Source organism: Pseudoalteromonas sp. meg-B1 (assembly GCF_003173795.1).
Taxonomy (GTDB): domain Bacteria; phylum Pseudomonadota; class Gammaproteobacteria; order Enterobacterales; family Alteromonadaceae; genus Pseudoalteromonas; species Pseudoalteromonas undina.
Window position 1 is genome coordinate 461,656 of sequence record NZ_QGQU01000003.1, and the last position, 12,837, is coordinate 474,492.

The 12,837-nt window shown below is 39.5% G+C and carries 10 protein-coding genes; 5 read left to right on the forward strand and 5 right to left on the reverse strand.

The window, feature by feature from the left end; translation table 11 throughout:
- Positions 1-259 precede the first annotated feature (259 nt).
- Positions 260-901: a ribosome biogenesis GTP-binding protein YihA/YsxC gene (gene yihA, locus DK924_RS13905; protein WP_041709727.1), complete on the forward strand. Its 642-nt coding sequence runs from the start codon at positions 260-262 to the stop codon at positions 899-901.
- Here yihA and DK924_RS13910 read toward each other — a convergent pair whose 3' ends face one another.
- From DK924_RS13910 to polA, 3 genes are all read right to left on the reverse strand, one after another.
- Positions 902-1,420 (reverse strand): DUF1285 domain-containing protein, encoded by a 519-nt coding sequence (locus DK924_RS13910; protein WP_109875471.1) that lies wholly within the window; start codon positions 1,418-1,420, stop codon positions 902-904. It abuts the gene before it with no gap.
- Positions 1,417-2,004, reverse strand: a complete 588-nt coding sequence (locus tag DK924_RS13915; RefSeq protein ID WP_055012277.1) for a YceI family protein — start codon at positions 2,002-2,004, stop codon at positions 1,417-1,419. The genes DK924_RS13910 and DK924_RS13915 overlap by 4 nt, the downstream gene beginning before the upstream one ends.
- Before the next feature lie 497 nt (positions 2,005-2,501).
- Positions 2,502-5,237, reverse strand: a complete 2,736-nt coding sequence (polA, locus tag DK924_RS13920; protein WP_109875472.1) for a DNA polymerase I — start codon at positions 5,235-5,237, stop codon at positions 2,502-2,504.
- Positions 5,238-5,747: 510 nt separating this feature from the next.
- Between polA and elbB the strand changes: the two genes are divergently transcribed.
- From elbB to DK924_RS13935, 3 genes are all read left to right on the forward strand, one after another.
- Positions 5,748-6,395, forward strand: a complete 648-nt coding sequence (gene elbB / locus DK924_RS13925) for an isoprenoid biosynthesis glyoxalase ElbB (RefSeq protein WP_181388781.1) — start codon at positions 5,748-5,750, stop codon at positions 6,393-6,395.
- A gap of 204 nt (positions 6,396-6,599) precedes the next feature.
- Entirely contained in the window at positions 6,600-6,992 is a 393-nt protein-coding gene (locus DK924_RS13930; RefSeq protein WP_008112730.1) for a cytochrome c5 family protein, read from the forward strand.
- Positions 6,993-7,169: 177 nt separating this feature from the next.
- Positions 7,170-9,734 carry a diguanylate cyclase domain-containing protein gene (locus tag DK924_RS13935; protein WP_055012279.1) on the forward strand — a complete coding sequence of 855 codons (2,565 nt, stop codon included), beginning with the start codon at positions 7,170-7,172 and terminating at the stop codon, positions 9,732-9,734.
- A 13-nt stretch (positions 9,735-9,747) separates the two neighbouring features.
- On the opposite strand, the gene rep is transcribed toward DK924_RS13935, so the two are convergent.
- Positions 9,748-11,766 (reverse strand): DNA helicase Rep, encoded by a 2,019-nt coding sequence (rep, locus tag DK924_RS13940; protein ID WP_109875473.1) that lies wholly within the window; start codon positions 11,764-11,766, stop codon positions 9,748-9,750.
- A 113-nt stretch (positions 11,767-11,879) separates the two neighbouring features.
- On the opposite strand from rep, the gene DK924_RS13945 reads away from it, so the two are divergent.
- Positions 11,880-12,143, forward strand: a complete 264-nt coding sequence (locus DK924_RS13945) for an accessory factor UbiK family protein (protein WP_008112735.1) — start codon at positions 11,880-11,882, stop codon at positions 12,141-12,143.
- A 48-nt stretch (positions 12,144-12,191) separates the two neighbouring features.
- Here the strand turns inward: DK924_RS13945 and DK924_RS13950 are convergent, their stop codons facing one another.
- The gene (locus DK924_RS13950) at positions 12,192-12,836 is read right to left on the reverse strand and encodes a short chain dehydrogenase (RefSeq protein WP_109875474.1); all 645 of its coding nucleotides are present in this window, start codon (positions 12,834-12,836) and stop codon (positions 12,192-12,194) included.
- Position 12,837: the final 1 nt, after the last annotated feature.

The window sequence follows — 12,837 nt, forward strand, 5'->3', positions numbered from 1 at the left end:
CTGTATCATCTACAATATGGATGTTGTGATTTTTATATTCTACACGATATTAAATTCTCTGGCACGTTTTCTACACACATTAAACCTATAAATTATAGGGTTTTGAGTAAAATTAATCGCTAAGCCAGTTAAAATGTACCATCAGCAACGGTTTTACATGCTCAAATACACTTTTTAATAGCTACTTTATAGTATAAAATACGCGCCACGGGTGAATTTGGTTTACCCAATGTTATTTTTTTTAGTTTTAGGAGAGCCTGTGCTCAAATCTCGTATCAAGTATAACACTGCGTCTTTTGTTACAAGCGCGCCAGACATCACTAAATTACCTGCTGATACGGGAATTGAAGTCGCGTTTGCCGGTCGCTCAAATGCAGGTAAATCAAGTGCGCTTAATGCCCTTACCGATCAAAAGTTAGCACGTACTAGTAAAACACCTGGCCGTACTCAGCTGATCAACACATTTGAACTTGCCGATGTCGATGACATGCGCCTAATTGACTTACCAGGTTATGGCTTTGCGAAAGTGCCAATTGAAATGAAAAAGAAATGGCAAAAGTCGCTAGGCGAATACCTACAAAAACGTCAAAGCTTAAAAGGTATTGTGGTGTTGATGGATATTCGTCATCCATTAAAAGATTTAGACCGTGATTTAATTAATTGGGCTGTAGGTAGTGAAATTCCAGTATTGGCACTATTAACTAAAGCAGATAAGCTCAAGCAAGGTCCACGTAAATCACAGGTACTTAGTGTTCGTCGTGAATTGAGTGAATTAGATGGCGATATAACAGTTCATGCATTTTCATCACTTAAAGGCACAGGCTTACCAGAAGTCGCTAAAAAGTTAGATGAGTGGTACTTAGGTCCAATCGTAGCAATTCCACCTGCTGACACAGAGTAATTACCCTAAATAAAACCGCTCATTCGCGGAGGTAATAAAATAGCCGAGCTCATCTGTTTCGGCTATTTCAGCCCACTGATAAAACACATTTCTGGCAACTCGCGCAAAACAACCATAGGGTAATTGCATATAAGGCACTGCAGCGCCTTTGTAATTATTAATATATAGCGGCTCAGCACGACTTAGTAGCCAGGTACGCTGTAGATTATCAATACAACAAATAACATCGCCATCAGATGTCGACTCACGATGCCAACTTACAATAATAAATGGCGCATCCTTAGCCTCAATCGCAATTTTCTCTACTGGCGTTTTTAAATAAAACTGTCCATCTTCGCGGCACAACACACTAGCAAACAGTCTTATCATGGCTTGGCGGGTAATTTCACTACCCGCATAAAACCATTTACCTTGCTCGTCAATCAGCAGTGGCAATTGCCCGCAATGAGCAGGCTGCCATTGTTCAAAAGGTTTACTTGGCTCGCTTAGTTGCTTACTAAGTTCGTTAAGAGAAATCACTGTTTTTTAAAGGTCAGTGCAAAAGTAACCGGTACCGCAGTAGCAATCGAAGGTAAGCCGGCTAGTTTTTGTAACTGCATTATCCCTTCGGTGACTTTAAAGTCATCGCTATTAATAATGATAGGTGTAAATGATGCAACGCTTAAATCCCCGTTTTCCGCACTACTAACAAGTACATCAACTGCAAGTGGCTTTTTATGACCGTGAAAGTCTAGCTCGGCGCTAACACCTTTTAATACGTACTGCCCAGGCTGCTTAATAAGTGACAATTTATCAGATAAGTCAGCGGTTAATACTGCATTTGCAAAAGTGTCAGATTCAAACAAAATTTTGCTTAGGCGCTCGTTACGAATAGGAATAAACGTTTCAGCTGAGGTTAAATCAACATTTACGCTAAACTGACCTTGCTCACTCAATTGCCCTGATAACTGAGTAAAATGGCTTGCCTCAGCAATGCTATTTTTTTTAATTGAGACAAAACTTAATTGGCTTTTATCGTTGAGTAACTGCCAGTTTGCCGATGCAACACCTGAAACTAGTAAACATGATAAAGATAAACCTGCTACAGCTAACGTTTTAAACATAATGCACTCCTAAAATAAAAGATTTATACCCGAAAAAATAATACTTTGATCAGTCAAATTAAAAATCACTAGTACGCTGAGTTAAAAAGAAAACGCACAGTAAACTGATGGTATCACTTGAAACGCTAAGTGCAATTAGAGAATAAATTTAACGCTTTGGAGTAAAGCTATAAAAAAACGGCCCATCAAATATATGATAGGCCGATATAGCAAACTGGGGAGAAGCTATCAATACGTTGCATCTTACGATGCATCATCAACAGGATGTCCTACAGGATGAGGACGGGCGGCACTTTACCAAAAGCAAGCGTAAAAATACAAGCATATTATCGATATTCGAAGCGAATTGACGAACCTCTAACGATTTAATACAAACTGCTGTTTAATTTAACTTTTTTTTAACCTGCAAGCTAAAAGAAAAGCGCCTATTGGCGCTTTTAAATAATTCTTTTTAACTGTTGTGTTTACCTAAGACAAGGCATCCTTGGCATACCAAATTAGTGCGCTTGTTCCCAGTTATCACCTTCGTCAGCTTCAACTATAAGTGGTACATCTAGCTGTGCCGCTTGTGACATCAGCTCACAAATTTGCTGAGTGTATTGCTCAGTGCACTCTGTTTTAATCTCAAATACCAATTCATCGTGTACCTGCATAAGTAGCTTAACCGTATTAGGCGCTTGCTGGTTAACCCATGCATGTACTGTTAACATGGCTTTTTTAATAATATCGGCAGCAGTGCCTTGCATAGGGGCATTAATTGCTGCGCGCTCAGCGCCTTTGCGGCGTGCTCCATTGCGGGCATTTATTTCTGGTAAATGTAAACGGCGGCCAAAAATAGTTTCTACGTAACCATTTTCTGCTGCTTTTTCACGGGTCGTTTCCATGTATTCTAAAACACCTGGGAAACGCTCAAAATATTTATCAATATAATGCTGCGCTTCATGGCGTGGTACATCAAGTTGACGTGCCAGACCAAATGCCGACATGCCATAAATTAAGCCAAAGTTAACGGCTTTAGCTTTACGGCGCATATCAGATGTAACCTCTTCAAGCTCAACTCCAAATACCTCAGCAGCTGTAGCGCTATGCACATCTAAGCCATTTGCAAAGGCATTGAGCAACCCTTTATCTTGTGAAAGATGCGCCATAATACGCAGCTCTATTTGGCTGTAATCGGCCGCCACAATTTTATATCCATCAGCAGCAATAAAGGCTTCACGAATACGGCGCCCTTCTTCTGAACGAATAGGAATATTTTGTAGGTTAGGATCGCTTGAACTTAATCGACCCGTTGCTGTTACCGCTTGATGATAAGAAGTATGCACACGCTTGGTTTGCTCATTCACGATCAGTGGCAATTTATCTGTGTAAGTTGATTTAAGCTTAGATAAACCGCGATGCTCAATAATCACTTTAGGCAATGGGTAATCGTGTGCTAATTCTTGCAGTACTTCTTCTGCTGTAGAAGGCGCGCCTTTGGGTGTTTTTTTGATAACGGGCAATTCTAGCTTTTCAAATAACAGTACTTGTAATTGCTTTGGCGAGCTTAAGTTAAACGGTTCGCCTGCGATTTCAAACGCTTCTTTTTCAAGCTCAAGTAATCGTTCACCTAAGCGTTGGCTATGCGTGGCCAACATATTGCTGTCGATAGCAACACCGGTGCGCTCAATGTCAGAAATAACGCTTACTAGTGGCATTTCTATATTTTCAAACACCGATTTAAGCTTTTCATCCGCTTCAAGTTTCGGCCATAGTACTTGGTGTAAACGCAAAGTAATATCGGCATCTTCTGCGGCATAAGGCGCCGCTTTTTCAAGTTCGATTTGATTGAACGTGAGCTGCTTTTTACCTTTACCAGCAATGTCTTCAAAGCTAATATTTTTGTGGCCTAAATATTTAAGTGCTAATGAGTCCATATCATGACGAGTACCTACGCTGTTAAAAACATAAGACTCCAACATAGTATCAAACTTAATACCATTTAATTCATAGCCAGCATTGGCAAGCACACTTTTATCGTATTTTAAATTTTGACCAACTTTAGCTTTATTTTCGTCAGCTAATATTGGCCCAAGCTTTTGCATCACAAATTCAAGGCTTAGCTGTTCAGGCGCACCTGGGTAATCATGTGCAACCGGTAAGTAGGCGGCTTCCCCTGCTTTTACTGCGAAACTCATCCCTACCAACTGCGCTTTCATATACTCTAAACTGGTTGTTTCAGTATCAAAAGCAAATAGCTCAGCTTCATTGAGCTGCTCTATCAATGTATTAAATTGGGCCTCAGTTAAAATCGTTTCATAGTGCGCATCTTCAACTTTTGGCAACTCATTCTCTTGGGTTGGGACCGCTAAATGTGTGTCAGCATCTTTTGGATTGTCTAGTAATTCAGCTAGCCAGCGACGGAATTCACACTCACCGTATAAGGCAATTAATTCGTCTTTATTCGGTGTTTGCAATTTAAAAGTATCAAGATCAGATTCAACCTCCACATCACACTTAATAGTGGCAAGTTCATAGCTCAATGGTAAATGATCAATCGCTTTTGCAAGCTTTTCACCTATTTTACCTTTGATATCAGCAGCATTATCAATTACGCCCTGAAGCGATCCGTACTTTTGTAACCATTTAACCGCAGTTTTAGGCCCGCACCCTTCAACACCAGGAATATTATCTACTTTATCACCCATTAAGGCTAAATAATCGATAATAAGATCAGGCCCAACACCAAACTTTTCAACCACAGTGTCGGGATCTGAAATACTATCAGTCATGGTATTGATCAAAGTAACATGCTCATTAACCAACTGCGCCATATCTTTATCGCCAGTTGATACTAATACATGGCGTTGTTGCTCAGAAGCAATGCGCGCAAATGTACCAATCACGTCATCGGCTTCTACACCTTCAATACTAATTAATGGAAAGCCCATCGCTTTAATAATGCTATGTAGCGGCGCTATTTGGGTACGCAGATCATCAGGCATTGGCGGACGATTCGCTTTATACTCGCTGTACATGTCATTTCTAAAAGTTTTACCTTTGGCATCAAACACCACCACCATATGTGAGGGATCGTATTGTTTGATCAAACTTTTCAACATGTTTACCACGCCATAAATGGCGCCAGTGGCTTCACCTTTAGAATTAGTTAAATGAGGTGGAGAATGATAAGCACGAAACAAATATGAAGAGCCATCAACAAGAATAAGCGGGTTTTCGGGGATCTGAGCCATGGTAAAATTGGATCCTAAATACAAAAAAGTAATATAAGTATAAGCATGCCATAAGGCAGTAAATAAAACGACTGTGAATTAATGTGATTAAGGGCGCTACATTTTTAGCAACTTGTGGATAACTATGTAGATAACACCCACAAACTATCCATCCGAAACATAGTAAAATGCTTAGATTAGTTTGTAATTTATTGTTTTGTTTAAAAAAAGATAATTCGAGGTTCTTTTTTATTATTCTTCTATCAATGTGGAAAAGGCATTTAAACCGTTACTGGTGTTGTAACCCACTTTGATTATTTACGTCCATTTAAATAACTGGATGAGCATTCTAGCATAATGGATCAAAGATCATAGCGATCCTTTATAATTTTTTTTACCCTTACTAGTTATCAAATGGCATATAGCGCATAACAACTTACTTTGCGGCTAAAAAACCAGCAAATAAATTTTTAGATAGGCTGATTCGTCGTGTTAAACTTTATTAAAATGACTTCAATGGAGCAAAATAATATGAAAAATATAGCGGTAATTTTAGCAGGTTGTGGCGTATTTGATGGCAGTGAAATTAATGAAGTAGTGCTTACTTTATTACACATTGAAAAAAACAACGCGAAATATCAGTGTTTTGCGCCCGATATTACGCAGTACCATACTCTTAATCACATTACTGGTGAAGAAATGGCAGAGTCGCGTAATGTATTAGTGGAATCGGCTCGAATCACCCGTGGCAATATAAAGTCACTCGCTGAATTAGACATTACACAATTTGACGCTTTAATTATTCCTGGCGGCTTTGGTGTAGCTAAAAACTTATCTGACTTTGCTATTAATGGCACTAACGCGAAAGTAAATGACGAAGTACTGAGCGCTTGTAAAGCATTTGCAAAAGCAAATAAAGCCACCGGTTATATGTGTATTGCACCCGCTTTATTGCCATTCATTTATAATAAACCACAGCTCACTATTGGTAATGATAGCGACACGGCCGATGCTTTAACCACATTAGGCGCTGAGCATATTGAGTGTAAAGTGGATGATATTGTTATTGATAAAAATAATAAGCTGGTTACAACACCTGCTTATATGTTGGCACAATCAATTATAGATGCCGATGCAGGAATCGAAAAACTAGTACGTAACGTATTGGCCATTAGCTAATTATTAGGGTTCTGAGCGCATTTAGATGTCTAATGATCCCGTTTTATTTAGGTAATTTATTGAGTTAAGACAATCATTAGTCGTATTTATAAATAAAATCGACTCTGAGCATTTTATAAATCACTGAGTGGAGTTATAATTGGTCTAAATTCCGTCATTTAAAATCGTGATTGATCACGTTCAAATTGAAGTGGGCAAGGCAAAATGAAAAAACTATCAGCTGCAGCATTACTTGTGCTAGCAACCACCGCATACGCACAGCCATATGATAACTCTATGACTGAAGATGCAATTAAAAAACGTTTAGCGCCTATTGGTGCTGTTTACCTTGAAGGTGAGAAAGTAGCGGTTGCTGCACCAACAGGTCCTCGTTCAGGCGAGCAAGTATATCAAGCAGCCTGTTTTGCTTGTCACGGCACAGGTGCTTTAGGCGCTCCTAAATCAGCTGACGATTGGGCTCCTCGTATCGCTAAAGGAAAAGACACCTTATTAGATCATGCGATCAATGGCTTTAATGCCATGCCACCGCGTGGAACGTGTATGGATTGTTCTGATGATGAAATAAGCGCAGCAATCGATTTCATGACCGCTAACTAAAATTAGCCAAGTCAAAATGCTTTAAATAAAAGGTTTACGTTTTAGTAAGCCTTTTTTGTTTCTAATTCATGAGTTTTAGCTACATAATTAAGAAAAATATCTACTTGACGCAAAATGTTAAAAGTGGAACTATAATGATTAATAACTATACAAAAAATTATAACTGGTTAAACATCATTGGAAGATAAACTTATTGTACCTAATAGCGTAGTGCGCCAAAATAAACGACTAAAAGCACTATTAAAAAAGTACAAACATGCCTACCACCTCCACAATGCCCTGATACAATTATCAGAGCAAGCAAGCACTGTTGCCGAGCTAACCTTACTTTACCCTGCTATTCATGACATTTTACAAAAGTATGTTCCGAGTAAAAGCTTTTATGTGGTGCTGGTTGATCCCCAGTCACAACAGTTAGAATTATCTTATTTTTCTGATGAAAAAGATGGCATTGCAGTACCACTTAATCGAGATAATAATTTTGAAGAAGGCGCAACGGGTTATGTCTTCAAGCAAGGGAAAACCACTTACTTTACCAAACAGCAAATGCATGATGCTGCCCAGCAAGGCTTATTTAAAGCATTGGGTACACCTGCAGAACACTGGGTAGGCGTTCCCGTTTATCAAGAAAGAAACATTATTGGTGTGTTAGCCGCGCAAAGTTACGACACAGAACAAGGTTACAGTTCGCAACAAATAAACCTGCTTGAGGCCATGTCACTCTATTTAGCCACCGCAATTGAACGGGTTAAAAAACGAGAGTTACTCGAATCAGAAGTAAAATTAAGAACCCGAGCATTAACGCAAAGTAATGACGCTTTAAATGTTGAAATACAACAGCGAAAAGGTGCCCTGCAACGCCAGCAAATATTATTCAAAATTTCAGAGCTGACAACCCAAGCCAAAAATTTAGATGATGCTTATTTTCAAATACACGAAATAATAAAAACCATTACTTACGCAAAAAACCTTTATATTGCCTTGTATGATAAAGAATCAGGTTGGATCAGTTTTCCCTACAGTGTCGATGAATTCCAAGGCAGCACTCAACCACGGCGCTTTGCAAAAGGCTACAGTGAACTGGTTATAAGCACCGAAGAAACACAAATAATTCATCCGCAAAGAGCACAAGAGTTATTAAATAGTGGCATTGTAGAGCGTGAAAAACCAATTGATGAATCCAAGAGAGCCACCAGCTGGCTAGGCGCTCCGCTAAAAACTTCGCAAGGCGTTATAGGGTTAATTGTTTGCCAAGCTTATAATAATGAACACCTTTTTACACATGATGATGCAGAGCTAATCACCTTTGTATCGCATCAAATTGCCACGGTATTACAAACAAAATTAGCTTCACAGGCACTAAAAAAGAGCCACCAAGAACTTGCCTCACGAGTTAATGAAAAAACTAAAGAATTGAGCCAAGCAAATTTACATTTGCAAATGCAAATTGATGAACGTAAAAAAATAGAACAACAACTTTATCACGATGCTCACCATGACTCACTAACAGGCTTACCAAATCGGAATTTATTTTTAACTCAACTAGAAAAAACCCTGCAATATTATCAACGCAATCCAAATGAGCACTTTGCTGTATTGTTTATTGACCTTGATAAGTTTAAAGATATCAATGATCAGCTCGGGCATCATGCCGGTGATGAGTTTTTAATTAGTGTTAGTAAATTATTCTCACAATGTATTCGTGAGCATGACTTATTAGCTCGTCTAGGCGGAGATGAGTTTGTAGTATTACTAACCCATTTAACTGAGCCAAATCAGGCAGAAGATGTTGCCAATCGCATTATAAAAATTATGCAAAAGCCGTTTTGTACTAAAGGCGTGTGTGTACAAAGTGGCGCCAGTATTGGGATAACCTATTCAAAGCAAAGCTATAAACATACCGATGAAATCATTCGCGACGCCGATGCTGCTATGTATTATGCTAAAAATTCAGGTAAAAACCGCTTTGAGTTATTTCATCCACTGCTCACTGAGCCTATGTTGCAACATGAGTCACAAACATTACATCACCTTGATGTATTGCCTATGACGTTTCGTAGCTCAGATATTATCACCTTGGATGAGCATTATCAGAGTGCATCGTTATTTGAGGCTTTTGGTGAACACCCAGTCCTTGGCTTTACCAGTTTTGATATTTTAAAGAAATTTGCGAATGATAAAGAACAACATACCAAAGTTGAACTACAACTCATCCAACAAGCTTACCAACAAGCACAAAATGCAGAGATAGCCGTTGCGCTATTGCCTTGCTCCAGTTTACTGTTAGAAGAGCATGAATTTTCTTTACTAAAAGCGACACTAAAACAACCGGTAAACAATGAACAGCTTTGCTTGTTGTTTGATGAGCAGGAGCTGCGTTATGCCAGCGCACAGCAATTAGAGAACTTAAAACAGCTTAAAAAACTCGGTCATTCGATTGGCTTAAACAATTTCGCAAAAGACAAATGCGAGCTTAATTTGGTGACTGAAGTAGAGTGTGATTATTTACTCCTTAGCTCCACCTTCAGTAAACGAGTATTACAACAAGAAAGCTACGATTTACAGTTGCAGGGGGTGTTGGCTATTACCAAGCTTAAACAGATAAAAGTGATAGCTAAAGGCCCATCAATATTAAACTTTAGAGCTCTTTTAGATAAACACGGCATAAACCTATTCGTTGCTAAACAGCACCCACTAACCAGCGCTATACCAGCTACACTTAAAAACTCAGAATTAAAATAGCGCTAAACACACCTTATTGTGGCTTTTTCAGCATTGCTCTTAAATTTGCAACCCGAGCTTGGCCTTTTTCCATACGTTCAGCTTGGGTGTTAGGCGCTTTTTTGTTTTCAAAGGCTAAGTCATCTTGCGGTAACTCTTGCACAAATCGACTGAGCTCTGTTTGTGATGTTTCACCAAACTGACGGCGGATTTTAGCATAGGTTAAAGTCAGCTCTTGTTGCGCGCGGGTAATACCTACATAGGCAAGACGGCGCTCTTCATCCACATTATCTTCATCAATGCTTACTTGGTGTGGCAACAATCCTTCTTCCATACCGACCATAAATACATAGGGGTACTCGAGTCCTTTTGAGGCATGCAAAGTTAATAATTGCACGGCATCAGCTTCATCTTCTTCTTCGTTTCGCTCTAGCATGTCCCGAAGGGTCAATTTACTAACTACTTCAGCCAGTGTCATTGGCGGATTATCGGCATCGCCTGTTAACATGTCTGTTATCCAGCGATACAGCTCGGACACATTTTTCATCCGCATTTCAGCGGCTTTAGCACTAGGCGATGATTCATACAAGTAAGCTTCGTAATTAATATTACGTACTAAATCCTTCACCGCCTCCAGTGTATCACTGCGCACTGCGTTATCTGAAAGCTCAACCACCCAACGGGCAAACCCAGCTAGTGCATTTAAACCACGTCCTTTTAGTCTGTATCCTAAGTCGTTATCAAAGCAGGTCGCAAATAAGCTTTGGTGTTTTTCATTAGCTAAGGTGCCAAGCTTTTCAAGCGTGACTGTACCAATTTCACGACGTGGGGTATTCACAATTCTTAAAAAAGCATTGTCATCATCTTGATTCACTAAAAGACGTAAGTAAGCCATGATATCTTTAATTTCAGAACGTGAAAAAAACGACATTCCACCACTAATTTTATACGGGATTCGGTTACTCATTAACGACTTTTCAAAGCCCCGCGCTTGGTGGTTACCCCGGTACAAAATAGCGTAATCTTTATAGCTGGTGCGTTTCATAAATTTATGAGAAATAATCTCTGCGACCACACGTTCTGATTCATGTTCTTCATCGCGACAGCCAATGACTTTAATTTGCTCACCATAGCCCAACTCACTAAAGAGCTTTTTTTCAAACTCATGTGGGTTATTTGCAATTAAGATATTGGCCGCTTTAAGAATGCGCCCAGCACTACGGTAGTTTTGTTCTAGTTTTATTAATCGAAGCCCAGGGTAATCTTTACTTAATAACACCAAGTTTTGTGGACGAGCACCACGCCAAGAGTAAATTGACTGATCGTCATCTCCCACCACAGTAAAGCGTGCTCGTTCGCCTACCAGCAATTTCACTAATTGATATTGGCTGGTATTGGTATCTTGATATTCATCCACCAGTAAATAACGAAAACGCTGCTGCCATCGCTCACGTGATGTGGCATTACTACTTAAAAGCAGCGTGGGGATCATAATTAAATCATCAAAATCCAGCGCGTTATACGCTCTTAATTGATTTTGGTAACGCGCATACAGCTGAGCAAACAATGCTTTTTGCGGCTCTCTGGCTTCGCGAATAGCTTTCTCTGGTAAAATGAGTTCATTCTTCCAGCTACCAATTTGCATTTTAAGTAGATTTAGTAAGTCTTTGTCTTTTTTAAGCTCGTCTTCGGTTAAATCACCGAGTAATTGATTAGTATCTTGGTCGTCAAACAACGAAAAACCGGGTTTAAAACCCAGTGTTTTTAACTCTTTTTTGATGATTTCAAGCCCAAGCGTATGAAAAGTAGACACCCATAAACCTTTAGACTCTTGTTTTCCCAAGGTTTGCAAAACCCGCTCGCGCATTTCTTTAGCCGCTTTATTGGTAAAGGTAACCGCCGCAATATTACGCGCTTGATACTCACATCTCTGTACTAAGTAAGCAATTTTGTTGGTGATAACTCGCGTTTTACCCGAGCCTGCGCCGGCTAATACTAAGCAAGGACCACTAATGTACTTTACCGCTTCATCTTGTTTAGGATTGAGTTTCATAACGACCAGCTGATTGCAAAAAGACGGGCAATTTTAACGTAATCACTACAATACGCCTAGCCAATAAGGTAATATTAGTTATTATCATTTTAGGCAACAGGCAAGGGACGACTATGATTAACCCAGCAAAACTTGAAGAAATTGCGAAACAGATCACTAATAACATGCCACAAGGTGTAAAAAACCTGGCTGATACACTTGAAGGTAAAACTAAGCAAGTGTTACAAAATAAGCTTGCCGAAATGGACTTTGTAAGCCGTGAAGAGTTTGATATTCAAAGCCAAGTGCTGATCCGCACACGTGAAAAGCTAACTGAATTAGAAGCAAAAGTAGCGATACTTGAACAGCAATTATCGGCAAAAACAGACGCAGAATAATAAATATAACGCCATAGACGAACCTGCTTTATGGCGCTAATCACTCAGTTATTCAAATAGCTCGTCCAGCACATAGTAACCCGTTGCTTGTTGCTGCTCTATGCTTACCCTCAGCAATTTATTAGCTACTTGCTCACCGGTAATGGGTCTATACCGTTTGAGGATACCAAAACGCGTTAGCAGTGGAAGTACCACCTCACCTAGCTTTTCTGCAATTCTAAGCTCTGAACGCTCGCCGACTAATAAAGACGGTTGCAATATACTCAAGCGTGCAAAGCCAAGCTGCTTCACCTGCTGCTCAAGCTCTCCTTTTATTTTTAAATAACGGCTCATACTATGCGCATTTGCGCCACTTGACGATACCAAACAATAATGCGGAACAGCGTTATTGGCCGCCATTTGCGCACAAATAAATTGGTATTCAAAATCAACTTTACGTTGTGCAGCCACACTGCCCGCTTGCTTTAATGTGGTCCCTAAGCAAGAAAAGAATACGTCACCTTTGAACAATTCAACATAATGCGTCAAATTTTCAAAATCAATAACATGGCTAATTAATTTAGGATGAGAAAAATCTAATTGGCGGCGCGATAAACTCACTATCTTTGAATAGCAAGAAGATGCTAACAGCTGTTGTAATAACTGGCTGCCAACTAAGCCGGTACTGCCGATTATTAGCGCCGTTTTGGCCATA

Bases quoted from the DNA above. Each gene is read 5' to 3' on its own strand.
- DK924_RS13945 (WP_008112735.1), top strand. From the start codon at position 11,880: ATGATTAACCCAGCAAAACTTGAAGAAATTGCGAAACAGATCACTAAT.
- elbB (WP_181388781.1), top strand. From the start codon at position 5,748: ATGAAAAATATAGCGGTAATTTTAGCAGGTTGTGGCGTATTTGATGGC.
- polA (WP_109875472.1), bottom strand. From the start codon at position 5,237: ATGGCTCAGATCCCCGAAAACCCGCTTATTCTTGTTGATGGCTCTTCA.
- rep (WP_109875473.1), bottom strand. From the start codon at position 11,766: ATGAAACTCAATCCTAAACAAGATGAAGCGGTAAAGTACATTAGTGGT.
- DK924_RS13915 (WP_055012277.1), bottom strand. From the start codon at position 2,004: ATGTTTAAAACGTTAGCTGTAGCAGGTTTATCTTTATCATGTTTACTA.
- DK924_RS13930 (WP_008112730.1), top strand. From the start codon at position 6,600: ATGAAAAAACTATCAGCTGCAGCATTACTTGTGCTAGCAACCACCGCA.
- DK924_RS13950 (WP_109875474.1), bottom strand. From the start codon at position 12,836: ATGGCCAAAACGGCGCTAATAATCGGCAGTACCGGCTTAGTTGGCAGC.